A 26,002-nucleotide genomic window follows, 5' to 3' on the forward strand; every position below is an offset into this window, starting at 1 on the left:
TGAATAAGACATATTCTGTTTAATGCTATAAAAAGAACTGCTTTAGATTCGTTTTTAAGCGATTTAAAGAGTGATAATGAGTAGTTGAGTACTCTAGGTGATTTTGTTAAAATAATGCCTTGAAATTATTAAAATCAAAGATTATTAACACTAAAAGATAATAAGGTGATTAATAAGTGCCGCAAAGGTTAAATTATTTTTATTAAAAATAATAGTAAAGATAAAAGAAAGGAGAGAATTTAAATGTGTGCTTTTTTTAATTTTTCGGCAATAATGTCACAGCTTTCATCAAGCATAAGGTATACTTTTTTGAAGCCATCATGAAGGCCAAAATAGGGATCTGGAACATCCATGTCTTGATCGGGGAATAATTCGTTAAGAATCATGTTGACTTTATTCTTTGCTTTTTGATCAGGAGCTAAATCGATAATATCATTATAGTTATTATGATCCATTACATAGATGTAATCAAAAGTTTTGAAGTCGTCTAGGTTAAATTGTCGTCCGCGTTGGTGGGAGATATCAAGACCGAATTTTTCTGCAATTTCTATAGAACGCAGGTCGGGTTGTTGTCCAATATGCCAAGATCCAGTACCAGCAGAATCAACCAAAAATAAATCTTCAGGTAGTTTAGAACGTAATATTTCTTCAGCCAAAGGTGACCTGCAAATATTACCCAAACATACCATTAAGATTTTTGTTGGCATTATAACGATAGTTTTTTGTTGATATCATCAACAAATTTCTTGAATTGTTTATCGGTAGAAACTAAATTGTCAACCGTCTTACAAGCATGTAGTACAGTAGCATGATCACGATCCCCAATTTGTGAACCGATATTTGCTAAAGACGCTTTGGTGAATTTTTTTGCAAAAAACATAGCCAATTGTCTTGCTTGTACCACGTGACGTTTTCTTGTTTTAGATTGCAAAGTGTCGATGTCAAGTTGGAAATAGTCAGAAACAACCTTTTGAATATAATCAATAGATATTTCACGTTTCACGTTTTTCACAAACTTCTCAACCACTTGTTTTGCAAGGTCAAGCGTTACTTCTTTTTTATTGAATGAAGACTGAGCGATTAATGATATAATAGCACCTTCAAGTTCTCTTACATTAGATTTAATGTTACGAGCAACATATTCAATAATTTCTTCTGGCATTTCAACACCATCACGATACAGAATATTCTTTAAGATAGAAACTCTAGTTTCGTAATCAGGTTGGTGTAACTCAGCAGAAAGACCCCATTTGAAACGAGATAACAAACGTTGTTCGATATCCTGCATGTCAACCGGAGCTTTGTCAGAAGTTAAAATAACTTGTTTTCCGTTTTGGTGTAAGTAATTGAAAATATGGAAAAAGACATCCTGTGTTCCGGTTTTACCAGAAAGGAATTGAACATCATCAATAATCAATACATCGATTAATTGATAGAAATGAATAAAATCATTTCTCGTATTTCTCTTTACAGAGTCAATATATTGTTGCGTGAAGATTTCAGCAGAAATATATAAAACTGTTTTTTCAGGATATTTGTCTTTGATTTCTACACCAATAGCATGTGCTAAGTGTGTTTTACCAAGACCAACACCTCCAAAAATTAAAAGTGGATTAAATGAGGTTCCTCCCGGTTTGTTTGCTACTGCCATACCAGCAGAACGTGCTAAACGGTTAGAATCACCTTCTAAGAAATTGTCAAAACTATAATTCGCATTTAATTGCGATTCAATTTTTAAATTTCGTATTCCAGGAATAATAAATGGATTCTTTAATTCAGGATTTTTATTTTGTAATGGAACATCAACATCCTGTGGTTTTACAGGCGCGCGATTTGCACTTGGTAACTGCTCTGTGAAGGGCTGTTTATTACCATAAGTGTTTTCCATCTTGATTTTATACAGTAACTTTGCATTTTTCCCAAGTTCTTTGGTTAGTGCCACCTTTAATAATTTTACGTAGTGTTCTTCTAGCCATTCGTAGAAAAATTTACTAGGTACTTGAATATATAACGCGTTATCGGTGAGTTCAACTGATTTGATCGGCTCGAACCAAGTCTTGTAAGCTTGGTCCTGAATGTTGTCTTTTATAAAAGACAGACAGTTTTCCCATACTGATTGCGCAGTTTTGTTCATAAATTAACGTATATTATCTTGTTTATTAAAGTGTTGTCTTACAAAAGAAGCGAGTAAACTTCTAGTGATATTCGGGAGAACAAATATGTGACAAATTTCGTTAAAAAAAAATCTAAAAAGGATTGATTTTGAAAAAATAAAATTGTAAGTAATACTTTTTTTAATATAAAAAAAATTAACACAGAATTAAATGAAAGAACATCAGTTTCAAGTTCGAGTTCGTTATGCAGAAACGGATCAAATGGGAGTCGTTTATCATGGTAATTATGCGCAGTATTTTGAAATGGGCCGCGTTGAATGGCTTAGAAACCTTGGGGTTTCGTATAAATGGATGGAAGAGAATGGAATTATGCTACCAGTGGTTTCGCTAACGATGAATTATAAAAAACCAGCACTCTATGATGATGAGTTAACAGTAAAAACTATTTTTAAAAGTCAGCATTCTGTTAAGATAGAATTTGAATATGAAATCTATAATCAAAAAAATGAGTTATTAACAACCGGTAGTTCAATTCTTGTTTTTGTGGATATGAAAACACGTCGCCCAATTCTCCCTCCGGGTTATATTAATGAAAAATTAAATGAATTTGCTTAAGGAAGATAAAGAATAGTTAGGAATCGATTTTTTTCCTCTTTAAAGATTGCGAAATCATCATTTTAAGAGGTGGATGAAATCCGTTATTATTCCTTTATTTTAATCACAACTTCATATAGATTTGTGAAAATGTCGAAAATCATTTCGGCATTTTTTTTGCGTGTAGCAATTTCAATTTCACAAGTCATTTCCATTTTTTGGGAAATAAGATCTAAGTTTTTCTCTTTTATTACCCGCATTACTTTATTCATATTTTTGTAATCAAATTGAATAATATAATGAATGTCAATTGTCTTCTCAATAATATCGGCTGCTTCAAGTGCCATTTGTGCTGTAGTGCGATAAGCACTGATTAAACCACCTACACCAAGCTTTACTCCACCAAAGTAACGAACAACCACAACAAGTATGTTAGTGACTTCAAAGGATTGTATTTGACCATATATAGGCATTCCTGCGCTATTACTAGGCTCTCCATCATCATTGGCTCTAAAATAGATTTTATCAGTTCCCGTTTGATAAGCGTAACACCAATGTCGGGCACTATGATGCATTTTTTTTAAATCTTCAATTATTGCTTTAACATCATCTTCAGTTTGTATAGGATAGGCATATCCAAAGAATTTACTATTCTTTTCTTTGAATAGTACTTCTTCGGAAACAACACTTAAAGTTTTGTATGTATCTTTTATTTCTGAACTCATGATGATGCGGATAACCGCGCTATAGGTATGCTAAATTTTTGTTGACCAGATTTGGTTAACAAAAATTTAGGCCGACAAAATTAATGAAAAAGAAAAAAGGACGAAAGCTATATTCAATATAATATTTGGAATGTATTATATGATGATAATCTTTTTTTCAAAAAGTTCAGTGACATCATCTGTAGCAGGATTTAAATTCCAAACATGCAATCCTAAAGATTGGGCAACATCAGTGTTTTTCTTAGTATCATCAACGAACAAAGTACGTTTGGGTGATAATTCATGTTTTTGAATGATGAAATTAAAAGCTTCAGGTTCTGGCTTGCGTGCACGAATTTCAAAAGAATAATACACTTTTTCAAAACATTGATAGAAATCACTATAGAAAGAAGGACCCACTTGATTTTCAAAAGCTTCGATATGAATAGAATCGGTATTGGTCAATAAGAATAAACGGTATTGGGAGGCAATTTTTTGTAAAAATTCTAGACGAGCCAGTGGGAATTCCAAAACACATTGATTCCATGCCGACTTTATGGTGTCGATAGAAGCATCGGGTATATGTTTTTGCAAGGCAATTAGAAATTGTTCACTGTTCATTTTGCCTTTCTCGAAGCGATGATTCAATTCATCAAGTTCATTGCTCCAGGCTGGAAGGCCTAATTTTTGTAATGCACGTAAAGATATTTCTGCATCAATATTGATAAAGATATTTCCGAAATCAAAAATAATTGTGTTTATCATGATTTTTGTAAATTAAAAGTTCATCATTAATGATGGCCATTTTTTCAACTGGAATACCTTTTAAAATAGGTGCTAAAGTACCATTGTGTAAAAGATTAGTTCCCTTGAAAATCCGAGCCTCATCCCATAAATTCTGATCAATAAAGGTCTGCAAAGTTTGCTTACCTCCTTCAATAATAACCGATTGAATTTCATTTTCGTATAAAATCGTAACTATTTGTTGTGCTATGTTTTTGTCAAAGTCAATCACTTCATATTGTAATAAAGGATTGTTAGAAGCTGTTTTTTGTGCGGTAATAAATATCGTTTTTATGACTCCATTATATACGGCGTGATCTTTTGGAATTCTCAAATGACGGTCGATAACTATGCGAATCGGATTGTTACCTGTCCAGTCTCGCACATTCAAAATAGGATTGTCGTCAATTACAGTATTGGTGCCTACTACTATGGCTTGTTCTTCACTTCGCCATTTATGAACTAATTGTCGAGAATATGGATTTGTAATCCATACTGGTCTTTTTTCATCTTTGTGAGCAGGGCCAATGAATCCATCTTTGCTTTCTGCCCATTTCAAAATAATAAAAGGTCTTTTTTCTTGGTGAAAGGTAAAGAATCTCTGGTTTAGGGCACGACATTCCTCTTCAAGAATTCCTACCGTAACATTTCGTCCTGCTTCTTTTAATCGCTTAATGCCATTGCCAGCAACTTTTGCAAAAGTATCGATTGTTCCGACGACAATGTTTGGAATTTGCTGTTGAATAATTAGATCACAACAGGGTGGTGTTTTTCCAAAATGACTACAAGGTTCAAGGCTTACATAAATAGTAGATTCTTTTAGTAAATCCTTATTGACAACGCTGTTTACTGCATTTACTTCTGCATGAGCTTCCCCTGCTTTTTGGTGCCAACCTTCTCCTATTATAATATTGTTGTGTACTATTACACTGCCAACTAATGGGTTAGTATAGGTTGTTCCTAGGCCGTTTTTGGCCAGTTGAATGCAGCGTTTTATGTATTTTTCTTGTATCTTCACCAAACAAAAATAAAGATTTTATTGCAAGAATGAATAACATTATCGTAAGAGAAATTGAGAAATTTGACAATGCAGTAATTGTAGTAGTAATTCGGAAAGTATGGATTGAATTGAATGTGCCGAAAGTAGGTACAGCTTAACGAAAATCCTTATTTGGGTATTTTCCAGACAAAATCTAAAAATTATAAAATGTACATTAAAGAATACCGTTCCGATTTTATTCAGTCCTTAACAGCAACCTATGATGCCGGTGAAGCCGAAAGTTTTTTCTATCTAATTTTAGAACAATTGAAGCAAATGCGACGTGTAGATTTAGCTCTGAATCCAGAAGCTAAATTCACAGAGGAAGAAGTTGTGCAATGGAATCAAATTCTTGAATTATTAAAAGCCGAAAAGCCTATTCAATATATTTTAGGAACAACTTCCTTTTATGGGTTGGAGTTTGAAGTGAATGAAAATGTGCTAATTCCGAGACCTGAAACAGAGGAATTGGTAGAATGGATAGTGCGCGAAAATGCGACTAAAGGACCTGTAAGAATATTAGATATTGGAACAGGAAGCGGATGTATTGCAATCACATTGGCAAAGGAATTGCCCGATGCGAAAGTATCAGCGATTGATGTTTCGTCTAAGGCAATTGAAACAGCACAACGAAATGCACAACGTAATGGTGTTGCTGTGAATTTTGTTTTGCAAGATATCTTGGCTGCCAATATTTTACCAGACCAATATGATGTTATTGTGTCAAATCCTCCTTATATCAGAGAATTAGAGAAAGTGGAGATTAAAAACAATGTACTGGAAAATGAACCACACTTAGCCTTGTTTGTGTCTGATGCAGATCCGTTGATTTTTTACCGAAAAATTAGTGAATTGGCAATAGAAAATTTGCAGTCAAAAGGAACTTTATACTTTGAGATCAATCAGTATTTGGGAGTAGAAATGAAAAGTTTAATGCAAGAAAAAGGGTTCCAGAATGTTGAGTTGATTCAGGATATCTATGGTAACGAGCGTATGATGAAAGGAAGCTTGTAACGCTTTATTCGTAACGCAAGGCTTCTATTGGATCAAGGTAAGCGGCTTTTATTGCAGGATATAATCCAGAGAAGATAGCTACTAATAAGGTAGTTATTACTGCTGCTATGATAGCGACCCATGGAATAGCAAAGCTAAAGCTGAGTGCTAATGAAATGATGTATCCTATTGCAATTCCCAACACAATTCCGACGAGACCTCCTAGTTGGCCAATAACAATTGTTTCGGTGAAAAACTGAAATGCAATAGTGGAGCGCTTCGCACCCAATGCTTTTCGTACGCCTATTTCTTTGGTACGTTCTGTTACCGATACAATCATGATATTCATTAGAGCAATGGAAGAACCAAATATGGTAATTACTCCAATAATCCAAGCTGCCATACTTAAGTATTGTGTAATGGATAAAATTCGGTTGATTAAATCGTCGCTTCGAATGATACCAAAATTACTTTCCGATACGGGATTTAGTTTTCGTACTCTACGCATAGTGAGTGTGGCATGGTCTACAGCAGCATCTAGCAATTCTTTTTTAGAAACCATGATACTTATAGTGTAGTTTATTTTGGGTGCCGAAAATAAAGATCGTGCGACTTGAATAGGAATCAAAACACGTAAATCTTGGCTGTTGCCAAAAGTAGATCCTTTTTCTTTTAGGATGCCTATTACTTTGAATTTTGCGCCACGAATAGAAATGACTTTGTTAATTGGATTTACATCTTTTAATAAGCCCTTTCCAAAATCGGAACCTACAATACATACATAACTATTGTTGTCAATATCGAAATTAGTGAAGTTTCTTCCTGCTTCAGTTTGAAGTCCGGAATTTGGCAGAAAATATTCGTCTACTCCTACTACAGAGATCTCAGGATCAGTTTTGGTCGATTCGTATTTTACTTCCGCTTTTGTAGTAGCTGTAAAAGAAACGGAAGTATTCGTGAAAGGGTAGGTGTAGCTTTCCTTGAAGCTTTTTGCGTCGGGGTAACTAATGATTGGATTGATTATTTTTCGATCATTACCGCCTTGTGTCTGCGTTTGTAATTCATATTGATTGATACTAAAAGTATTGGATCCCATCGAGGCAAAATCGGAGGATAATGTATGCTCTAGGGCAGATACGACGGTCAGGATACCTACTAGTGCGGTAATTCCAATACCAATGATTAATACTGTTAAAGTAGTGCGTAATAGCTGACTTCTAATGGAACCCAAAGCGATTCGGGTATTTTCTTTAAACAGTTTAAACATAAATCCAATTTTATGGCTCTAATGTAAGCAATTTTGCTCTAAAGTTTCCAAATTTAGATTTCAGGTTTTTTAATGCTTTGAAATGTTGATTTCCCTCAAAAAAGTAAGATATTTGTAGTCTTATTTGAATTAGAAAAAAATGGCACAAAAACCGAGTATTCCAAAAGGAACCAGAGATTTCTCTCCAATAGAAGTAGCAAAACGTCAGTATATTATCCAAATTATCAAGCATAATTTTGAAAAATATGGATTTCAACCGATTGAAACACCATCGTTTGAAAATTCAGAAACATTGATGGGTAAATATGGAGAAGAAGGAGATCGTTTGATTTTTAAAATTCTGAACTCTGGAGATAAAGTGAAAAAAGCCGATTTGAAAGCACTCGAAGAAAATAATTTGGCGCGTTTTTCAAGTTCATTATCTGAGAAAGCATTACGTTATGATTTGACCGTTCCGTTTGCTCGTTACGTGGTACAACACCAAAATGAAATTGAATTTCCATTCAAACGATACCAGGTTCAACCCGTTTGGCGTGCAGATAATCCTCAAAAAGGACGTTTTAGAGAATTCTATCAATGTGATGCCGATGTAGTAGGATCTACTTCATTATGGCAGGAAGTAGAGTTAGTTCAACTGTATGATGCTGTTTTTTCTAGTTTAGGATTAGAAGGAGTAACGATAAAAATCAACAACCGAAAAATTTTATCTGGAATTGCAGAAGTGATTGGAGCAAAAGATAAGTTGATTGATTTTACTGTAGCATTGGATAAGCTGGACAAGATAGGTGAAGATGGTGTGAAGAAAGAAATGATGGAAAAAGGTATTGCTGCTGAAGCAATCGATAAGGTACAACCATTGTTTAATTTTACAGGAAGTATCAATGATAAGATTAGTAAACTTTCTACTTTGTTACAATCCTCAGAAGAAGGAATGAAAGGAGTAGAAGAGTTACAATTCATTTGTGATAATATAGTTCATTTAGGATTAGAGACTTCGATCTTGGATTTGGATGTGACTTTAGCTCGTGGATTAAACTATTACACAGGAGCTATTTTTGAAGTTGCACCACCGCAAACTGTGAAGATGGGTTCTATAGGTGGTGGAGGTCGTTACGATGATTTGACGAGTATTTTTGGATTAAAAAATATGAGTGGTGTTGGAATATCGTTTGGATTAGACCGTATCTATTTAGTATTAGAAGAGCTTGGTTTATTTCCTCAGACGGTTACAGCTACATCTAGTGCAATATTTTTGAATTTTGGAAATGCAGAATCATTGTATGCTTTGGAAACGATTAAAAAGCTAAGAGCAGAAAATATTAAAGTAGAATTATATCCTGATGCTGCAAAAATGAATAAACAATTCCAATATGCAGATAAAAGAGGAATTCCATTCGCAGTGTTAGTAGGAGTAGAAGAAATAGAGCAAAATCAATATAAAATCAAAAATTTAAAATCGGGTGAACAAGAGTTAGTCGGGTTCAATCAATTAGTTGAAATGCTGAAAGAGATCGAATTCTAAATTTCTGAAATAGGATAAAAAAGTAAAAAGCCTTTAAAAATTATTTTTAAAGGCTTTTTTTATAGATATAATGCAGTGCTGATGGCATTACAATTCTTTCCGGTCGATAAAATTGTTTAATAAACTAAGTAAGACTTCTTTGTCTCTTTTTAGATCTTCAATTTGAGATTTCAAAGTTTCAATCATTTCATACTTAGCCCGGATGATGCGTTCTAAGTCATTTTCAAAAATCTCATTTACTTTGTGGTTGTTGTCTTGGTCAGAAACATATCCGCCTTTCATGGTTCCTCTACCCGTCAAGATCCATTCGGAATCAATACTGTAGATATCGCTTAGGTCCGCTACTAAATCTACACCGATGTTCATGCGTTTATTCAGAATTTCAGAAAGTTTGCTTTTGCCAATTTTTAATTTTGAAGCGATAGCCGATTTATTCTCATCTTTTTCAGTAGCGATGATATGGTATATAGCCTCCTTAAAGCGTTCGTTAATAGATTCTTTGCTATTCATATTTCAAAATATTTATATATTTTCGTATTAATTATTTTTTATTTCTAATTTTCTGTATTATATTTGTTATATTCTGAAATAACATGATATTTCATGTACTCTTGAAAAACAATTAATAGGCAATATAAGAAAAAAGATAGTGGTTCAAGTGTATAATAAGCCTTTTTTTATATTAAAAAAGTAGGAGAATTATGCTTAATTGGTACTAAATATCGAATAGAAGCCAGAATCAATAAAATCAAAAATCCTTTTTCTTTGCAATCACCTTTATTTTCTTCTTGTAGAATACATCATTCATTTTTTTAATATACGTATCCATTTCTGTAGCCACTGTTTTAAAATAGCCAGCGTATTCCTGTAAAGTTTCTTCTGTAAGAGTGGTGTAGTTTAGAGATTCTGCTAGTCCAAGCATAGTAGCAACGGGTCTTCTCATCACATGAGAGATTGAAAATAGAATTTCTTCTAATGCAGTAATGTATTCTTTTTTTTCGGAGATATTGAGGATAATACCTTGAAGCTTTGTGACTTCTCCATTTGAATCTAATAGGGGCTCAATTTCGACTAATCGCCAGACATAATTATTTTCAAAGTCCTGAATACGGTATTCCATCGTTCGGGATTCTTTGTTTAGTATTATCGTTTTAACCTCACGATCAATGATTTCTAAATCTTCTGGATGAACGCGTTCTCGTATGGCTTCCCGTGTTACGATTGTTCCCGGTTGGAAATAATACAATCGTAGTAAATTGGGAGAATATTCTATTTCTTTTGTTTGAAGATCGACAGTCCAATTGGCAAAATCTGCAGATTGCTGCGCTTCATTAAACGCTAGTTTTAGATTCTTTAGTTTCAAACTCGTTTCACTTAGTTTTTTTCGAATTCTAAACTCTTTTTTTCGCAGTTCTAATTCCTTTACAATACGTAAAGCTAGTATTTTGAGTATTCGTAGTTGCTCATCATTGATTGTACTGGGTTCATAATCCATAATGCACAAGGTTCCTAAAACTTCTTCTTGAGAAGTAATCAAAGGAACACCGGTATAGAATCGAATAGAAGGATTTTCGGTTGATGGAAGAATATCTTTAAAACGTTCATCCAATAGGATATCATGAATAACCAATGTCTTATCTAGCGATAAAGTAGAAGCGTGTTTGCAAATGATGCATTCCAAAGCATTCTCATTGTTCTTGGTGTAGAACCATTGAGTTTTTGAATGTAATAACGATACCAATGCAATAGGTTTCCCACACGTAGCTGAAGCAATTTCCATAATATCATTAAATGACTTTTCTGGAAGAGCATCAAGGATGTTATAATCCTCAAGTAGTTTAGTGATAGGAACTGAGCTCATTAGATTAAAACAGCTTTTTTAAGTTGCTCATAGAATCTTTTATTGAGTACTGTTTGTATGGCATAGAGATAAATTAAATGGATAAATAATGAAACTATATACAAGAATTAAAGATAGTAATACTTTTTAAATAATCTTGACTATACTTATTAACGGCTTTTTTAGCAGTTAATTATTATTTGATTTCATATCTAGTGTATGATCTTTTTTTGACCATAGATGTGATTCTTTCTTCGATTGGATTTTCTTCGAATAGAATAATGTGAAAATAATTATACCACTAATGATTAATAATAGTACTTCTAAAGAAAAATAAAGTAGGTCGAAGTCTCTATCTATACGGATTAATTTGATTAATACTTCATAGAGCGTAATCCCAAAAAGGATAAAAGCGAGAAATAGTAGGATGGGTCTCATGTTTATGTATTTTAAGGATAATTATTGTATGTGATAGATTCAGGGGGCTGAATGATTTAGTAAATTTAACATTTTATATTTAAATAAATTAATAAAAAATTAACAAATATTTATTTTAAAGTTAAATTTTAATAAAAAAATTGCTCATTCTCTTGAGGGGATAAATTCGATGCGATAGAAAAGGTAATTCTTAGGATGATTATTAATAAAAGGAAGTAGAGAGCGTTAATTAATCTGTTTTTTTTACATTTATAAATTCTAAATCAAGACTCCAATCCTATTAATTGATGAAAAAATTAGACCATAAGGTTGTTTCAGAAGACGGACAAATATTACTACAAGTTTCAAACAGAACATTTACTTCCAATGTTTTTTTACAGTCATCTTTATATACTATTATTATACTCACAAAAGGGACGGGAAGTTGTAAGGTTGATTTTGGGACGTATGAATTTACTGCCCCAGCAATTGTATTTGCTACTCCTTTTCAGAAAATAGAACTAGATGGTCAAGGAATTGAGGAACTTAAAATCATGCAATTTCATGGAGATTTTTATTGTATTGAATACCATAAAAAAGAAGTAGCCTGTAATGGACTATTATTTAATAACGCTTATATATCGCCCGTGCTGACTTTATCGGACAGTGAAATAGAGGATTTTAATTCTTTATATGAGTAGATTGTGAAAGAGGTAGAACAAGATGAAGAATTGAATGAAATCGTGTTAACGTCCTATCTTCAGTTATTTTTAGCAAAATCGAGTAAAATTAAAAGGGCAGTTTTAACAGAAGATTTGGCACCATCAATAATGGTCGATGAGATTATGGAACGATTTAAAATTCTATTGGAACAACATTTTTTAGCATTGCATAAACCATCAGACTATGCTAATTTACTACACATCACACCAAATGTATTGTCTAAACGATGCAAACTCTATTTTAGAAAAACACCCACTCAGCTCATCCAAGAGCGTATTATTATTGAAGCAAAGAAAAAAATACACCTTACCCGATTGAGTATTAAAGAAATTGCATTTGAGTTACAGTTTCAAGATGAACATTATTTTAGTCGTTTTTTTAAAAAGATAACAGGTATTTCTCCTCAAAAATTCCGAAACTCAGCAGGAATCTCCATCGTAGCAGATTTGTCCATGCAATAACCCTTTTTATCCATTGAGGTCGATTTTGTAATCTTCTAATTTTGTTTTGTATAAATTAAAAGAGAATAAAATGAATCGAATGCTGCATTTTTTTGCCAATACACAACAGGGTATGGTGAACGTACTTAGAATATCAATTTTTATTGTAATGGTTTGGATCGGAGGTTTGAAAGCTTTTCAATACGAAGCCGATGGGATTGTTCCTTTTGTGGCAAATAGTCCACTAATGAGTTTTTTTTACCATAAACAAGCCCCTGAATATAAACAACACATGAATAAAGAGGGAGAGTATAAACCAGAGAATGTGGCTTGGCATCAAGAGAATGGCACCTATTTATTTTCGTATGGATTAGGAACAGCGATTGTGCTAATCGGGACTTTGGTCTTATTCGGGATTTTTAATCCGAAAATAGGATTGATTGGAGGTATTTTAACTGCGGGAATGGCATTGGTTACAGTATCTTTTTTAATTACCACACCAGAAACCTTTGTTGGGAATTTAGGTGGGCCAGATTTTGGATTTCCGTATTTGTCAGGAGCGGGTAGATTGGTTATAAAAGATGTAATAATGTTTGCTGGAGCCTTAGTAATTGTATCCGACTGTGCCCGAAGAATATTAAAATCAGAGAAAGTTTAATACAGAAGATCCCAAACTATATTAAGGACATACTTCGGCTAGTTTTTTATTTCGCTCGGTATTAATTTTTAGTAATAAATCATAAACACCTTCTGGACCAGGATTAAGTAATACCTCATTGACTTTTTGGTCATATTCACGATTAATTTCTCTTTTTTTTACTTCACATCGATCTTCTTCACTTTCACTAGAACAAGCAAAACAAAAAAGTAATAAGACAAAAATATATATGTTTTTCATATTTGAATGGCGGATTATGTATGATTCTACAGTCAAAGCAAATTTACAGGAGTTTATGGGATATAAAAGAATCTAGTTGAAATAAATTTGATTTAATCCGCTTTTCCAAAAATTTTGATGGACAAACAAACTTGCATAGATCGTTGTAGTGTCCCAACTTATAGTAAACATCACATTCGAATTACCACCATTTTTTTCTACAACCCAATATTCAGCCTTATCATGATGTTAAAATAGAATTTTGTTTGTTGAATTAAAGTTGTTTTATCGAAGTAAATAGACAGATGATTTTTTTCTTAACAAAAAATCGAAGAATTAACACTGAAATAATCGAAATTTCTTGCTAATTTTAATGAATGAGCGATTCATGTATAGTAAGAATATACTCTGTTTATTAAAGTTGTAAATGCAATAAAATATTTTGATAATATTATTATAACTGGATGAGAATTTCATAATAACCTAATAATTTAAAAAAAATACGCTATTTGGAATGTTAAATTTAAGTACTATTTTTTATTTTCTGAATTGTTTACGTAATTTTCAGGGTGCTATGAAAGATATTAATATATGAAAACACTTACTTATCGGTACAATGTTGAATTAGATTGGGTTGATGAATTTGCGAAAGTTACGGGTGGAAATATAAAAGGCAATTTTATAGAAAGCACCTCTCCAATTCGTTCAGGAATTCAGTATTTTTCTCAGATAGATTCGGGAATATCTGCCGTGTTGACAGACTTGACCTATGCGGAATCTGTTATGCTGAAAGAAAAGAATTATGATAATAGTTTCGTTCAGATGTACCATTATATTACAGAAGGAGATATAAATGTTCTTTTGAAAGATAAGATACAATCGTTCGGAAAATGGGATTATAATATGTCTATTATAGATAGTTCTTTAGACTTGGATTATCGTATTGAGAAAGGATGCCGCCTTTATTTTATTTGTATTTTCATCAAAAAAGCTTTACTAAAGAAATATTTAGAAGAAACTTTAGAGTATAAAGTGAATTTAGATCACATATTCGATTCTACTAAAAATACCATTATACGATTTGATAGGATGAGTAATGAGAGTAGAATTCTAATTAATAATCTTAGAAAATTACCCTATGAACATTCGACTTTCAATATCGCATTTAAAAGCGTAGTGTTTGGTCTCATCGGACATTATTTAGAAGGAATTACCGTTGATAAGTTTATAATTGGGAAAATGCGTTATGAAGATTTAAAGCTTATTATTGCTTCACAAGCAATCCTTTTAGATCATATAAAAGATGCATTTCCAGGGATAGAATATTTGGCAACCGAAGCCTGTATGTCTGCAACAAAATATAAAAAACTATATAAAAAAGTAACCGGATTAAACCCCAATGAGTTTTATTTGAAAAATAAAATGGAGCTGGCAAAAGAATTATTAGAATCTGGAAACCATTCTATTAGTGAAGTAGTGGAGCAACTAAATTATACAAGTGTATCTTATTTGGCTAAATTATTTAAAGATACTTATGGCATACTTCCAAAAGATTATCTGAATAATTTATCATAGATGGACTAATGAAATAAAAAAAGAGTATCAGGGTTTATAACTCGGATACTCTTTTTTTATGCTATAATTATAGCATCATTCCTCCAGAAACTTCAATGCGTTGAGCATTAACCCATTTTGCATCATCAGTACATAAAAAAGCAACAACACTTCCTATATCATCTGGGCGACCCACACGGCCTAAAGCAGTAACCGATGCTATTTGTGCATTCACTTGAGCATTGTCACGCACCATACCTCCGCCAAAATCAGTTTCTATGGCACCTGGCGCTACAATATTTACTCGAATATTACGCTCTCCCAATTCTTTAGCCTGATAAATAGTCAACGTTTGCATTGCGCCTTTCATAGCAGCATAAGCAGCATATCCAGGGAAAGCAAAACGAGCTAATCCAGTAGATATATTTACGATACCTCCACCATTTGCTATCAATGGTAATGCTTTTTGAGTAAGAAAGAAAGGACCTTTAAATTGTATGTTCAATAAAGTATCAAATTGATCTTCCGTTGTTTCACTGAAAAGAGCATGAATACCTATTCCGGCATTATTGACTAAGAAATCAAAATGCTCTGCATTGAATGTGGTCTGTAAAGTGTTTTTCACTTCTTTATAAAAAGCATCAAAACTTGCTATATCAGCAACATTAAGTTGTAAAGCAAAAGCCTTACGTCCTAGAGCTTCAACTTCTTTGACAACAGCCTGTGCTTCTTCTTTTTTGCTATTGTATGTAAAAAGTACATCAAGTCCTTTTTGAGCAATATTCAATACCATATCTTTTCCTAAACCACGGCTACCGCCAGTAACTAGAGCAATTTTAGTTGTATGTGCCATTTTATTACAAATATTATAATTAGTTAATACAAAGTTAGGAGAGCAATCGTCTTAAAAAATGGTGAGGGTTTCAGTTTATTTGGTGACAAGTTCAGTATTCGTGAAGTTACGGATTAAAAAGGTTTCACGATACTGTTTTGGAGTCATCTGAACGAATTTTTTGAAAAACTTAGTGAAATTAGAAGGATCATAAGTTAGTAGGGTAGCAATACCACTAATTGATATTTTGTTTTCCTCCAATAATGATTTTGAAATAGCTATAATTTTATCTTGGTAAAAAGTGCAAGGATGTTGTCCTGTAGCATGTTTTACAGTATTAGTGAGATGAGTAGGATGAATATGTAGTATTGCTGCAAAATCCCGAATCTCCAGCATTATCTCCACTCGACCTTCTAAGAGATCCAATAAATGCTTATCCAATTCTTTTAAATAATCGGCAGTAATCTCATGTTGTCGGGCAAAAACCTTTTTGGGAACACTCATAGAATAGTATCTGTTTTAACAGTGATAATAACACTGAAATAGTGATGTGTCAAAAACAATATTAGGAAATTTCTTGATAGGAAATAATTATGCAAAGGTAATTAAAAATTAAATAACCGGCTTTTTGCTTTTTTATAAAAAGAAGTACAATAACTCTTTTCGTGTAGTTGTAACTGGTGGTATATGAGTGTTTTGTGGTCTTTTTTTTGGTGCTGTTTAGTGAAATAAGAAGACTTATTTTACTGTTTTAATGGCTTTTTGTGGGCGTCCATAACTGCCTTTCGAAGGTAAATTTGCGCATTGATTTTTAAGAGAGTAAAGATTAATAGATCTAAACGAAATCTAGAAGAGCATAATTGCTCTTTTAGATTTTAAAAATCAAGAACATAATTAGATGAAGTACCCAACCGAATGCAATAAAGAAAATAAAAGTGCAAGAATTCACTTAATTATAGTAACAACCTAGAGTCTTATTTTCTTCTGATAACCAATAAGTATGAACAAAAACAGAGTAAGAAAAATTTGCTAAAATCGGTATAATTCTTTTTCAAATAAATACATAGAACCCTACTCAGTATTGATTGAATTTGAAAAAGAACAAACACAACAATGTGAGGTAATTGAATATGAAATCTTCTTCTTGATTAACAAGGAGCAAGATGCTTGTATTGAATATCTCTTTCCCCAATGATATAATAAATGTTGTATGAAAGATATAGTATTTAATTTCAGTCATGTTTTTTCATTAAAACCAGACTGGCAGCACCAATTAGTAGAAGGGCTAGGGTGCACATTAAAAGATAATAAATTTTTATACCTACCAGAAGAACTAGGAGTAGGATCCTCCTGCTTTTTGGAAGTATTGCCCAATGATCTGTCTGTATTAATTATTGATCAAACATTAAAAAAGTCGATTAGTTTCACGCGTGAAAGTGTCGATGAGGATTATTGGATTATATACTATGATTTGAGTGATGAATGTTGTGATCATATTGTTGACAATTATTCATATAAGGTGGGGTATCAAACAAAACTAGGATTTGGAATTGTTGATTGTGGGGTAAGTAGTTCTTATTTAGCAAAGGTGGATGAACGAATGTATTCTTTGCGGATTTTTATCCGAAAATCATTACTTAAATCTTTTTTCCCAGATATCTGCTGTGAAGCCTTGTTCAATAGTATATTCAATAATAGAGAGAATAAAATGTTCTTTTATGGCCATATAGATAGCCGTAGTAAAGTGCTATTGTATCAATTGAAACAAAGAAAAATTGAAGAACCTTATTATGAGTTCTTATTGAAAAGTACAACATTAAATTTATTGGGATGTTTGGTAAGTCGTATGACTTCCTTTGTTCCAATAACAACAAAACATTTAGACAAAGACATAGAGAAGATGCTGAAAAGTCAAAAGCATTTATTGTCGGATCTTTCATCAGTGTTTCCTGGTATTGATGTCCTAGCAGGCATTGCGGGAATGTCGGTATCAAAATATAAACGAATGTATAAGAGCATATATAAAACTTCTCCAGGTATTTTTTTTAAAAACGAAAAACTAAAATTAGCAAAAGAATTGTTGGAAAGTGGCCGTTTCAAGACGGTAAGTGCAGTGGCATATGAGCTGGGATATGTAGATCCAACCTATTTTTCATTGAACTATAAAAACTGCTATGGTGTTCTGCCAAGTGTGAATTTTATAAAAGAATATGGAGAAACCAAGTATTAATCAATAACCAAAAATGAAAAAGAGAGAGATGTAATTTATTAATAAAGCTTAGTTTCTTAGCAGTTTCTTGTAATTTATACGGGTTAAATCTATGGTTATTGAAATCGTATAAAAATAGAAAGTATATTTGTGAGTATAAAATTGTAGAATTAAAGCAAGCTATAAAATTATGATTATATGTTGACAGTAAATTATCATTTAAATGTGGAGTTGGATTGGGTGGAAGAATATGCAAAAGCCCTAGGAGGTTATGTTGATCATAATCTACTCAAGATTCCAAATGAAGAATATGAAGGAACACAGTATTTTTTGTCTATAACACCCGATATTTCGGTTGTTTTTGTGGACTGTAAATATACTGAATCAATTCAGTTTCAATTAAAAAATAATGATGATAGCTTTGTCGTATTTTATTATAATTTTTTAGAACAAAACTTTGAACTGGTGGTCGACAGCAAATCTCAACCTGTCCCGGTATGGCAATATAGTTTATCCCTGATTGACAGTGTCTTGTCATCCAGTTATATTATTCCTAAAGGAAGCCATCATAATGTATTGTATATTTTGGTAAAAAAGAATTTATTGAAGGAATACCTTCGTAAAATTCCAAAATATAATGACCTTATTGAAATTGCCTTTAATACAGAAAAAAACACAATTGCCCGTTTTGCCAATGTACGTCCAGAAAGTCTATACAGGATTAATGAACTTCGTGAAATTTCTACAACAAATGTCTTATTTGATTTAATTTTGAAAAGCACAGTATATGGCTTATTGGGAGATTATTTGGAAGATGTAATATCCAAGAAAATAATGATAGGCAAAGTAAGCGACGATGAACTAAGCCAAATTATTATGTCACAAATGAGGATTTTATCAGCAATTAATGAATCTTTTCCTTCCCTTGAAACATTGGCTTCAGAAGCAAAAATGTCGGTTGAAAAATACCAATTACTTTATGAAAAAATAACAGGATTAAGTCCAGAAGAATATTATTTAATAAATAAAAAAAATACCCAAAAATAGAAAGATAATTTAATTGATAACAATTTGAAATAGAGTGTTTTAAAATAAAGAACTACTTTTTGTTAGAGAATTAAATAATTACTATATTTATCAAAGCAAGGAGCGCTAGAGAGGGAGGTGTTTTGTGTTATTAGTTAGCGATTATTGCCATAATATTTGATTATAATGTAATAAATCAACCAAACTAAATTATAATAACATGGCAAGAGTAAGCACCTATTTAAATTTTTCTCGAAATACAGAGGAAGCATTCAATTTTTATAAATCAGTATTTGGAGGAGAATTCGGAGATTGTGGAATCGCCCGATTTGGAGATATACCACCTTCAGAAGATATGCCACCATTACCCGAAGCAGATAAAAATCTAATCATGCATATTGAATTGCCAATTGTAGGAGGACATATCCTAATGGGAACCGATGCGCCAGAATCTATGGGATTCAAAGTGAATTTTGGAAACAATATTAACATCAATCTTGAGCCAGATACTAAAGCTGAAACAAAGAAATTATTTGATGGATTAGCGGAAGGAGGTACAATTACAATGGAATTACAAGAAATGTTTTGGGGTGCCTATTTTGGAAGTTGTACCGATAAATTTGGTGTTCAATGGATGGTTAATTGTGTAGGCAAATAGAATATAAGCTATAAATAAAACAAAAAGTCTTTCCAAAGTGAAGGACTTTTTTTGTTTTTTGAAATAGAATTTTAGAAGACAAAATGTATAAATGATTTTGGGAAATGCAACAAAAAATAATAGACTTTATTGGAACGCGAGTAGAACTTTCGATACAGGAAGAAGCGCTCTGCAAAAAATATTTTGAACCAGTTTTATTTCCTAAAAACACAATAATTGAAGAAGAAGGACAAGTTCCACGGTATTTATATTATATAGTATCCGGATATTTGCGCTTGTTTCATTACAATGAAATAGGAGAGGAATTGACGACACATATTAACTGTCCTCCTGGTTTTTTTACTTCCTATACGCACTTTATTCAGCAAACAAAATCAAATGAAAATGTAGCATGCATTACTGATTGTGAGTTGCTTCGAATTACAAAAGAAAACCTAGATCTTTTTATAAAAGAAAGTATAGCAATGAAAGATTTCAGTATTTCAGTTTTCCAAGAATCAATACGCTATAACGAAAATCGTTCTCAAGAATTAGCCTCTCTTACTGGAGAAGAACGTTACAGAAGATTAATAGAAAATTATCCCGATATTTTACAAAATGTACCGATTCAATATATCGCCTCATTTCTAGGAATGAAACCCGAAAGTTTGAGTCGGATACGCCGAAAAATCATTAACTAACAAATGTTAGCTATAGACTAATAATCGTTTTGGAATTTTGTGTCATCATTTAAAATAGTAATATTATGACACCTAAAAATTTAGCATTAGTTTCTGGAGCCAATGGACATTTGGGAAATAATCTAGTGCGATTACTCATTCGTAAAGGTATTCCAGTACGAGCCACAGTGCGAAATATAAATAACCAAGATCCGTTTCGGGGATTAGACTGTGAAGTTGTTCAAGCCAATATTACAGACAAAGCATCTTTTGTAAAAGCATTACAAGGAGTAGAAACATTCTATGCGGTGGGGGCAGCTTTTAAGCTGTGGGCAAAAAATCCTCAAAAAGAAATTTACGATGTCAATATATTGGGAACGCGGAATTGTATTGAAGCAGCAGTAGAGGCAAAGGTAAAACGCATTGTGTATGTAAGTTCGATTGCAGCATTAGATTATACAAATCTACCAACAAAAGAAAGTAATGGGTATAATCCAGATCGGAGAGATCAGTACTATAATTCTAAGAATGATGGAGAAAAGCTAGCCTTCCAGTTGGCCCGAGAACACAACATAGAGTTGGTAGCAGTCTTACCTGCTGCGATGATTGGGAGTGAAGCCTTTGTTCCTTTAAGTGTTTCCTATACGATCTTGAAATTGATACTGAACAAAGAAATACCAGTAGATACAAAAATTACATTAAATTGGATTGATGTGAAAGATGTGGCAGAAGGATGCTATCTCGCAGCAACCAAAGGGAGGGATGGTGAACGCTATATTTTAGCCCATGAACAATGTACATCAATTACCAAGACCACAAAAATTGCACAGCAAATGTATCCGCAACTGGGAATTAAAATACCCAAAGCAATTCCAAAATTATTGCTTTATGTTATTGCAGGAATGATGCAGTGGAAAGCAAAGTTGAATGATGAAGCACCCGTCTTGACGATAAAAGATATAGCGATGTTTTCGGGACTGCAACAAAACTTTGATATTGTAAAAGCCCGAACTGAATTAGGATTCAATCCTAAAGGAACTGAAGAAACGATTAAAGAAGCTTTGGCGTATTTAATGGATAATAATATACCAAGGATAGTGTAATAAACAATAAAAAAAGCCCTGATCTAGATCAGGGCTTTTTTGAAATTAAGGTAGTTTTATTCAATCATACCCTCTTCACTTTTTGGATTTGGACCATATTCGTTAAGTCCTTTAAAACTGTCTTCACACCATAAAATTATATTGTAAATAGGAATAAGGATAAACCATCCACTTCTACCAATATCGTGCATTCTTCGTATACCTACTGCAATTGATGGAATGAATACCAGTAAAGAATAAATACTTCCTATTATTGGTAATTTGATTAATCCAGCGATAACACCAATAACAAAGCTAATGATGGTATTGATTAACATAAACATCCAAAATTCTTTTCTTCTAGCTCTTCCTTTGAAGTCTAAATACTGTTTTAAAACTTTTAAATACCAATTCATTTTTCTTACTTAATTTATTAATGATTATGAATAAAGGCGCTAACCTTTATTTTACGCAAAAATATTTCTTGATATATCGTTCAAATAGAAGTATAAGCCATAAAAAAAGCAGAATAAGACATTTTAAAGACTATGAGGAAAGTGAAATATGTCCTTTGTCGTTATTTTTTAGGCTTATTTTGATAGCTTGAAAAACGAAATTCACGTAATCTTGCACCTGATTTTTAGTGGTAAAAATCATAGTTGCACGCTATTAGTTGTTTAATTTCCATAAAGGGTGTATGGTAACACCCTTATGGAATTAAAATAGGAGTTCCTTCTTCTGGAATAACTAGGCTTATTATTCCTTCTACAAAACCATTTTCTGAAATATGTACATAAATATTTTTTATATCAAGGTGCTACCTTGAGGTACTACTTGTGCTATAGTGATGCCGGTTTTTTATGAAAAAAAACATAATCGATTGAGTTATAAATGACTTATTCTGCTTTTTTTATGGCTTTATGTGGGCTATTCATAGAGACGGGTCGGAGTAATTTTGCAACAAATTTTATTTTAGCTATGATGACAAAAAAACTACTACTCATGTTACTGTTAATAGGTTTTTTACCTAGTACAGTAAAGGCACAGGTTACGATTAATGCCCTTGCTAGCCCCTCAAATTGTTTGAATACAGGTTCAATAAAAATTACAGCCACGGGACTTCCCAGCTTGGTGACTTATGGTATTGCCAAAGTCCCTTTTAATCCTACAAATGTAATAAGTAATACTACAGCTGAGTTTACAATGCTTGAACCAGGAGATTACTACTATGGTTATTATAGTGGGAGCACATTTGTAAAATCTACTGCAACAGTTAAAGTAGAAAATACATATTCGGCTATTTCGCCTACATTTCAAAGTTATTCAGCGAAGTATTATGCGTATTGTGGAGCTGTGGATCCTTTGGGAACTATTTCTGGAATAATTTCTGGGGGGAATAAGCCATTCAAGATAGAATTATTAAATACAAGTGGCAGTGCTATTCAAGAAAAATCAAATTTTACGGAGTGGATTTTTGTTTTTTACGGAGTGCCTGCGGGAGAATATCGACTAAGGGCGACCGATGCCTGTGGTACCATTGTAACGGCGCCTACTAGTATCGTACTTAAGCCAAATGTTCCATATGATTTTAGTTTAGCAGCCCTAGGAAGTGTAAGCGACACTTATTTTGATGTAGTATATAATACGCCAGATGATATATGTTCGGGAATTAAGACTGCAGCAATTAATAAAGGTCGATTTTTATTGAGTGGGGAAATTATTGACGGTACCGATACGCCTTTTGGTACACAAGACAAACCAAAATTTTATGGAACAAAATCGCCAGTTTATAAATTAGAGGTGCAAAACGAAACAGGAGCATGGGATGTTTACGATAATTTAGATCAAAATGCTGTTAATAATGGTAATTTTGCCCTCCCTCTAGACCAATCGAAATGGGCAGGAGTAAAATTATCAGCGACAATATGTGGAATTACCAGAACTAATCAAAGGGATTTATCTTCCTATGCGGGTTTTAAAAAGAAACCGCTAGGTACCTTGTCAACATTTATTTTTGATGACCCTGCTAATACTATTTGTACTAAAACAGGAAAGGTACTAGCGCGTTTTGATAATAGTACCTTTTTGGGTTGTTACCCCATCTCGATTGCAGTCACCGAGCGAGGAACAACCAATACACAACAAGGTAGTATCCTTGATAAAAGCACAAATCGTTATGCAGGTTTTTTGTTAGACATTGGTAAAAAATATACTGTAGTTATTAAAGATGCTGAAGGGGAATTGGCCATGGGGTGTTTTTTTTATAATAAGACAAGTTCTACTTCCAGTAAACCACTACAATCAAATCTGACAAATCTGGACATTAACCCCGTATATTTTACACCCAATGCAATAATTAGAGATCAAATAACATTCATTGAAGGACCAGATACAAAAAACTTCGGGAAATCGGCATTGATGGTAAGAGGGATTAATAAAATATTGAATTTTACAGGATCATTACACTTTAATAGTGTTAGTGGCCCTACTACTATAAATAAGACTGTTGCAGCAAATCTTATTCCAGCAAATTCAGGCTCTTATAAAGAAATAGGCTTGGGTGATAATTTAGCACAAGGAACTTATAAAATAAGAATTACCGATGAGGGCTGTTTTGATGAAGTATACGATGTGATAGTAGAAAGTTATATCATAAGTGTTACATTAGAAAACGTAATTGATACACCAAGTACTACTGTGTGTGATCGGTATATAAAAAGTGGAAATATAAGAGTAACAGCGGTAGGGAAATCGGCAGAACGAGAATTGCGTTTCATTTATGGCTATCCAAAAGTATACGTTGGGTTAGTATCAGGGCCATTAACGCTAAGCAAATATAGAATTTTAGCTGGTTTTGAGATAGAAGGCAATGCTGTAATACCTTTTTCTTTTGAGGAAGATGTAGCTGGAAAGTATGAAGTAGCATTGACTCAAAAGTATGATCCCAATTCTTTTATTCCATTATCTGAAGTTGCACCTACTTCGGCAGTGATTCCTTTAAATGTATTGCCTAATTACCCTGTATTTGATTTAATAAAATCAGGAGGAGTTATTTGTGCTGGGAATACCACTGGAACTTTAAGCGTAAAAGTAGATAACACTACTGGTGCAGTTACTTATTTCATAAAAAAAGATACCGATGCGAATTTTCCTGCTGTAGGACAAGCCAGCAATCAATTTTTGAATTTGCCTCCGGGGAATTATGTTGTAAAAGTCAAAACAGCTTGTTATGAGGTAATTCAGCCCTTTACACTACAATTGCTATCTTCAGCGAGTTCAATTATTGAGGGAGATACTAATTTCTGTTCAGGTGAATCATTAAACCTTTCGTTGTTGTCTTTAGGTTCTATAACAACTGTTTCATGGACCTTGCCAGACAATTCAGTTGTAAGTGGTACTCCATTGCATATTGACAATTTAACACCGGCTCATAGTGGAGTGTACAAAGTGGAAGTATTATCTGCATCGGGATGTACTTTTACGCAATCTGTAACCGTAAAAGTAAAACCAAGAGCAACTGCAGCAAATATTTTAGGACCAAATGATTATGAGGTTTGCATAGGTACAGGGGCTTCATATATTGCTCGTCCGATAGATATGGGAGAAAAGAATTTAATATTTAATTGGTACAGTGATGCTGCTTTAACAAATCTATTGGGAACTGGAGCAGTATTTGTTGTAAATAGTTCAGTAGCGGCTACTTATTATATCACAATGCAGTCGGATAATTTTTGTGAAAACCTCCCGGGAACAGCAAAAGCCTTTACTGTTACGGTAGCGCCAAGAGCACCTGCCGGTGCAATTACAGCGATGGGCGCAACTATTTGCGCTGGAGAGTCTGTGAGATTAAGATCAACTTCATCCATTCCTCTGCCTAGTACTACTAAATGGTATTCTGGAAATATTGTAGGTAGTAGTCAAGTTGGAAATGGAGATATAACAGTGACTCCAGATGTGACCACAACCTATTACGTAGGTATAAGCGGAGGAGGTTTTTGTGAGACCTATGAAGCCGATCGAACACCAGTAACTGTAACAGTAAGACCAAAAGCCACAGCTACAGATATCTTGGTCAATTCAATGAATGTTTGTGTCGGGGAATCAGCAACGTTTACTGCGACTAGTACAACAGTTACAAATCCGGTATTCAAATGGTACCGTTCAACTGGCGCTACAACCTTTACAGAACTGGCTACAGGACCTACTTTTACACCGCAGGCATCCGATTATTCAGGAGTAGGAGAAGTTGTTTACTATGTATCCGTAAGTGGTGATGAAAAATGTGAAAATGAGATGGCCATTTCAAAGATGAAAAAGGTAAGTTTAGTGGTGAAAAGAAGTGCGGTCGCAACAGATATTACAGCTTCGAATGTTACAATTTGCCATGGAGATACTGCTCATTTGACAGCTACAACTGCTTTGAGTAATCCAGTATTCAACTGGTATAGTAATGCTGTGTCCACGACCGCAATGGCAACGGGATCAAACTATAATGTAAACCCAACCGTGACAACCACGTATTATGTTGCCGTATCCGGAGATAATACTTGTGAAAATACAGCAAGTACAAGGAAAGAAATCACCGTAACAGTGAATCCAAAGGCTACAGAAGCAACGATTACAGTAACTGCAGTAAAGCTGTAATAAATAATTTTCCCGAAAAAAAGAA

The 26,002-nt window shown here is 33.2% G+C and carries 26 protein-coding genes; 13 read left to right on the forward strand and 13 right to left on the reverse strand.

The annotated features are described in order from the left end of the window. Positions 1 to 239: 239 nt before the first annotated feature. Together P6733_RS15460 and dnaA are read right to left on the reverse strand one after the other, a co-directional pair. On the reverse strand, positions 240 to 707 hold the full coding sequence (locus P6733_RS15460; RefSeq protein WP_306353836.1) for a low molecular weight protein-tyrosine-phosphatase: 468 nt from the start codon (positions 705 to 707) through the stop codon (positions 240 to 242). Further along, a complete protein-coding gene (dnaA, locus tag P6733_RS15465) occupies positions 707 to 2,134 on the reverse strand; it encodes a chromosomal replication initiator protein DnaA (RefSeq protein ID WP_306353837.1) in 1,428 nt (475 codons plus the stop codon). The genes P6733_RS15460 and dnaA overlap by 1 nt, the downstream gene beginning before the upstream one ends. A 190-nt stretch (positions 2,135 to 2,324) precedes the next feature. On the opposite strand from dnaA, the gene P6733_RS15470 reads away from it, so the two are divergent. Beyond that, positions 2,325 to 2,729, forward strand: coding sequence for an acyl-CoA thioesterase (locus P6733_RS15470; RefSeq protein ID WP_306353838.1), 405 nt, complete (start codon positions 2,325 to 2,327; stop codon positions 2,727 to 2,729). A gap of 86 nt (positions 2,730 to 2,815) precedes the next feature. Here P6733_RS15470 and P6733_RS15475 read toward each other — a convergent pair whose 3' ends face one another. The 3 genes from P6733_RS15475 to ribD form a co-directional block, all read right to left on the reverse strand. Beyond that, entirely contained in the window at positions 2,816 to 3,433 is a 618-nt protein-coding gene (locus P6733_RS15475) for an IMPACT family protein (RefSeq protein WP_306353839.1), read from the reverse strand. A gap of 135 nt (positions 3,434 to 3,568) precedes the next feature. Next, entirely contained in the window at positions 3,569 to 4,177 is a 609-nt protein-coding gene (locus P6733_RS15480; protein ID WP_306353840.1) for an HAD family hydrolase, read from the reverse strand. Continuing rightward, the gene (ribD, locus tag P6733_RS15485; protein WP_306353841.1) at positions 4,155 to 5,213 is read right to left on the reverse strand and encodes a bifunctional diaminohydroxyphosphoribosylaminopyrimidine deaminase/5-amino-6-(5-phosphoribosylamino)uracil reductase RibD; all 1,059 of its coding nucleotides are present in this window, start codon (positions 5,211 to 5,213) and stop codon (positions 4,155 to 4,157) included. The genes P6733_RS15480 and ribD overlap by 23 nt, the downstream gene beginning before the upstream one ends. Before the next feature lie 189 nt (positions 5,214 to 5,402). Here ribD and prmC point away from each other — a divergent pair, with 189 nt between their 5' ends. Further along, positions 5,403 to 6,248, forward strand: a complete 846-nt coding sequence (gene prmC / locus P6733_RS15490; RefSeq protein WP_306353842.1) for a peptide chain release factor N(5)-glutamine methyltransferase — start codon at positions 5,403 to 5,405, stop codon at positions 6,246 to 6,248. A gap of 4 nt (positions 6,249 to 6,252) precedes the next feature. Here prmC and P6733_RS15495 read toward each other — a convergent pair whose 3' ends face one another. After that, positions 6,253 to 7,494 carry an ABC transporter permease gene (locus P6733_RS15495; RefSeq protein WP_306353843.1) on the reverse strand — a complete coding sequence of 414 codons (1,242 nt, stop codon included), beginning with the start codon at positions 7,492 to 7,494 and terminating at the stop codon, positions 6,253 to 6,255. Between the two features lie 139 nt (positions 7,495 to 7,633). Here P6733_RS15495 and hisS point away from each other — a divergent pair, with 139 nt between their 5' ends. Further along, entirely contained in the window at positions 7,634 to 9,016 is a 1,383-nt protein-coding gene (gene hisS, locus P6733_RS15500; protein ID WP_306353844.1) for a histidine--tRNA ligase, read from the forward strand. An 87-nt stretch (positions 9,017 to 9,103) separates the two neighbouring features. Here hisS and P6733_RS15505 read toward each other — a convergent pair whose 3' ends face one another. The 3 genes from P6733_RS15505 to P6733_RS15515 all read right to left on the reverse strand — a co-directional run bounded on the left by P6733_RS15505 (position 9,104) and on the right by P6733_RS15515 (position 11,294). Further along, the gene (locus P6733_RS15505) at positions 9,104 to 9,526 is read right to left on the reverse strand and encodes a hypothetical protein (RefSeq protein ID WP_306353845.1); all 423 of its coding nucleotides are present in this window, start codon (positions 9,524 to 9,526) and stop codon (positions 9,104 to 9,106) included. 238 nt (positions 9,527 to 9,764) lie between these two features. Next, positions 9,765 to 10,877: a GAF domain-containing protein gene (locus tag P6733_RS15510; protein WP_306353846.1), complete on the reverse strand. Its 1,113-nt coding sequence runs from the start codon at positions 10,875 to 10,877 to the stop codon at positions 9,765 to 9,767. A 168-nt stretch (positions 10,878 to 11,045) separates the two neighbouring features. Next, complete coding sequence (locus tag P6733_RS15515; protein WP_306353847.1) at positions 11,046 to 11,294, reverse strand: hypothetical protein; 249 nt, start codon at positions 11,292 to 11,294, stop codon at positions 11,046 to 11,048. Positions 11,295 to 11,581: 287 nt separating this feature from the next. Between P6733_RS15515 and P6733_RS15520 the strand changes: the two genes are divergently transcribed. The 3 genes from P6733_RS15520 to rclC all read left to right on the forward strand — a co-directional run bounded on the left by P6733_RS15520 (position 11,582) and on the right by rclC (position 13,094). Then, entirely contained in the window at positions 11,582 to 11,974 is a 393-nt protein-coding gene (locus P6733_RS15520) for a hypothetical protein (protein WP_306353848.1), read from the forward strand. A gap of 3 nt (positions 11,975 to 11,977) precedes the next feature. Then, positions 11,978 to 12,457 (forward strand): helix-turn-helix domain-containing protein, encoded by a 480-nt coding sequence (locus P6733_RS15525; RefSeq protein ID WP_306353849.1) that lies wholly within the window; start codon positions 11,978 to 11,980, stop codon positions 12,455 to 12,457. A gap of 70 nt (positions 12,458 to 12,527) precedes the next feature. Continuing rightward, complete coding sequence (gene rclC, locus P6733_RS15530) at positions 12,528 to 13,094, forward strand: reactive chlorine resistance membrane protein RclC (protein WP_306353850.1); 567 nt, start codon at positions 12,528 to 12,530, stop codon at positions 13,092 to 13,094. A gap of 21 nt (positions 13,095 to 13,115) precedes the next feature. Here the strand turns inward: rclC and P6733_RS15535 are convergent, their stop codons facing one another. Continuing rightward, positions 13,116 to 13,334 (reverse strand): hypothetical protein, encoded by a 219-nt coding sequence (locus P6733_RS15535; RefSeq protein ID WP_306353851.1) that lies wholly within the window; start codon positions 13,332 to 13,334, stop codon positions 13,116 to 13,118. Positions 13,335 to 13,904: 570 nt separating this feature from the next. On the opposite strand from P6733_RS15535, the gene P6733_RS15540 reads away from it, so the two are divergent. Continuing rightward, positions 13,905 to 14,888, forward strand: a complete 984-nt coding sequence (locus tag P6733_RS15540) for a helix-turn-helix domain-containing protein (RefSeq protein WP_306353852.1) — start codon at positions 13,905 to 13,907, stop codon at positions 14,886 to 14,888. A gap of 67 nt (positions 14,889 to 14,955) precedes the next feature. On the opposite strand, the gene P6733_RS15545 is transcribed toward P6733_RS15540, so the two are convergent. Together P6733_RS15545 and P6733_RS15550 are read right to left on the reverse strand one after the other, a co-directional pair. Beyond that, positions 14,956 to 15,720, reverse strand: a complete 765-nt coding sequence (locus P6733_RS15545; RefSeq protein WP_306353853.1) for an SDR family NAD(P)-dependent oxidoreductase — start codon at positions 15,718 to 15,720, stop codon at positions 14,956 to 14,958. A 75-nt stretch (positions 15,721 to 15,795) separates the two neighbouring features. Then, entirely contained in the window at positions 15,796 to 16,203 is a 408-nt protein-coding gene (locus tag P6733_RS15550; RefSeq protein WP_306353854.1) for a helix-turn-helix domain-containing protein, read from the reverse strand. A 706-nt stretch (positions 16,204 to 16,909) separates the two neighbouring features. Here P6733_RS15550 and P6733_RS15555 point away from each other — a divergent pair. From P6733_RS15555 to P6733_RS15575, 5 genes are all read left to right on the forward strand, one after another. Then, complete coding sequence (locus P6733_RS15555) at positions 16,910 to 17,929, forward strand: helix-turn-helix transcriptional regulator (protein ID WP_306353855.1); 1,020 nt, start codon at positions 16,910 to 16,912, stop codon at positions 17,927 to 17,929. 177 nt (positions 17,930 to 18,106) lie between these two features. Then, positions 18,107 to 18,955 carry a hypothetical protein gene (locus tag P6733_RS15560; RefSeq protein ID WP_306353856.1) on the forward strand — a complete coding sequence of 283 codons (849 nt, stop codon included), beginning with the start codon at positions 18,107 to 18,109 and terminating at the stop codon, positions 18,953 to 18,955. A 199-nt stretch (positions 18,956 to 19,154) separates the two neighbouring features. Beyond that, on the forward strand, positions 19,155 to 19,592 hold the full coding sequence (locus P6733_RS15565; RefSeq protein ID WP_306353857.1) for a VOC family protein: 438 nt from the start codon (positions 19,155 to 19,157) through the stop codon (positions 19,590 to 19,592). 104 nt (positions 19,593 to 19,696) lie between these two features. Beyond that, positions 19,697 to 20,272 (forward strand): Crp/Fnr family transcriptional regulator, encoded by a 576-nt coding sequence (locus P6733_RS15570; protein ID WP_306353858.1) that lies wholly within the window; start codon positions 19,697 to 19,699, stop codon positions 20,270 to 20,272. A gap of 65 nt (positions 20,273 to 20,337) precedes the next feature. Further along, a complete protein-coding gene (locus P6733_RS15575) occupies positions 20,338 to 21,354 on the forward strand; it encodes an NAD-dependent epimerase/dehydratase family protein (protein ID WP_306353859.1) in 1,017 nt (338 codons plus the stop codon). Positions 21,355 to 21,410: 56 nt separating this feature from the next. Here the strand turns inward: P6733_RS15575 and P6733_RS15580 are convergent, their stop codons facing one another. Then, positions 21,411 to 21,749, reverse strand: coding sequence for a DUF805 domain-containing protein (locus P6733_RS15580; protein ID WP_306353860.1), 339 nt, complete (start codon positions 21,747 to 21,749; stop codon positions 21,411 to 21,413). 586 nt (positions 21,750 to 22,335) lie between these two features. Here P6733_RS15580 and P6733_RS15585 point away from each other — a divergent pair. Then, the gene (locus tag P6733_RS15585) at positions 22,336 to 25,977 is read left to right on the forward strand and encodes an Ig-like domain-containing protein (protein ID WP_306353861.1); all 3,642 of its coding nucleotides are present in this window, start codon (positions 22,336 to 22,338) and stop codon (positions 25,975 to 25,977) included. Positions 25,978 to 26,002: the final 25 nt, after the last annotated feature.

This window comes from Flavobacterium aerium, assembly GCF_030766725.1.
In the GTDB taxonomy this organism is placed as follows: Bacteria; Bacteroidota; Bacteroidia; order Flavobacteriales; family Flavobacteriaceae; genus Flavobacterium; species Flavobacterium aerium.

Bases quoted from the DNA above. Each gene is read 5' to 3' on its own strand.
- P6733_RS15480 (WP_306353840.1), bottom strand. From the start codon at position 4,177: ATGATAAACACAATTATTTTTGATTTCGGAAATATCTTTATCAATATT.
- dnaA (WP_306353837.1), bottom strand. From the start codon at position 2,134: ATGAACAAAACTGCGCAATCAGTATGGGAAAACTGTCTGTCTTTTATA.
- P6733_RS15495 (WP_306353843.1), bottom strand. From the start codon at position 7,494: ATGTTTAAACTGTTTAAAGAAAATACCCGAATCGCTTTGGGTTCCATT.
- P6733_RS15555 (WP_306353855.1), top strand. From the start codon at position 16,910: ATGAAAGATATAGTATTTAATTTCAGTCATGTTTTTTCATTAAAACCA.
- hisS (WP_306353844.1), top strand. From the start codon at position 7,634: ATGGCACAAAAACCGAGTATTCCAAAAGGAACCAGAGATTTCTCTCCA.
- P6733_RS15475 (WP_306353839.1), bottom strand. From the start codon at position 3,433: ATGAGTTCAGAAATAAAAGATACATACAAAACTTTAAGTGTTGTTTCC.
- P6733_RS15545 (WP_306353853.1), bottom strand. From the start codon at position 15,720: ATGGCACATACAACTAAAATTGCTCTAGTTACTGGCGGTAGCCGTGGT.
- P6733_RS15540 (WP_306353852.1), top strand. From the start codon at position 13,905: ATGAAAACACTTACTTATCGGTACAATGTTGAATTAGATTGGGTTGAT.
- P6733_RS15570 (WP_306353858.1), top strand. From the start codon at position 19,697: ATGCAACAAAAAATAATAGACTTTATTGGAACGCGAGTAGAACTTTCG.
- P6733_RS15470 (WP_306353838.1), top strand. From the start codon at position 2,325: ATGAAAGAACATCAGTTTCAAGTTCGAGTTCGTTATGCAGAAACGGAT.
- P6733_RS15585 (WP_306353861.1), top strand. From the start codon at position 22,336: ATGTTACTGTTAATAGGTTTTTTACCTAGTACAGTAAAGGCACAGGTT.
- P6733_RS15505 (WP_306353845.1), bottom strand. From the start codon at position 9,526: ATGAATAGCAAAGAATCTATTAACGAACGCTTTAAGGAGGCTATATAC.
- P6733_RS15520 (WP_306353848.1), top strand. From the start codon at position 11,582: ATGAAAAAATTAGACCATAAGGTTGTTTCAGAAGACGGACAAATATTA.
- prmC (WP_306353842.1), top strand. From the start codon at position 5,403: ATGTACATTAAAGAATACCGTTCCGATTTTATTCAGTCCTTAACAGCA.
- P6733_RS15560 (WP_306353856.1), top strand. From the start codon at position 18,107: ATGTTGACAGTAAATTATCATTTAAATGTGGAGTTGGATTGGGTGGAA.
- P6733_RS15535 (WP_306353851.1), bottom strand. From the start codon at position 13,334: ATGAAAAACATATATATTTTTGTCTTATTACTTTTTTGTTTTGCTTGT.
- P6733_RS15460 (WP_306353836.1), bottom strand. From the start codon at position 707: ATGCCAACAAAAATCTTAATGGTATGTTTGGGTAATATTTGCAGGTCA.
- P6733_RS15550 (WP_306353854.1), bottom strand. From the start codon at position 16,203: ATGAGTGTTCCCAAAAAGGTTTTTGCCCGACAACATGAGATTACTGCC.
- rclC (WP_306353850.1), top strand. From the start codon at position 12,528: ATGAATCGAATGCTGCATTTTTTTGCCAATACACAACAGGGTATGGTG.
- P6733_RS15575 (WP_306353859.1), top strand. From the start codon at position 20,338: ATGACACCTAAAAATTTAGCATTAGTTTCTGGAGCCAATGGACATTTG.
- P6733_RS15515 (WP_306353847.1), bottom strand. From the start codon at position 11,294: ATGAGACCCATCCTACTATTTCTCGCTTTTATCCTTTTTGGGATTACG.
- P6733_RS15565 (WP_306353857.1), top strand. From the start codon at position 19,155: ATGGCAAGAGTAAGCACCTATTTAAATTTTTCTCGAAATACAGAGGAA.
- P6733_RS15510 (WP_306353846.1), bottom strand. From the start codon at position 10,877: ATGAGCTCAGTTCCTATCACTAAACTACTTGAGGATTATAACATCCTT.
- P6733_RS15580 (WP_306353860.1), bottom strand. From the start codon at position 21,749: ATGAATTGGTATTTAAAAGTTTTAAAACAGTATTTAGACTTCAAAGGA.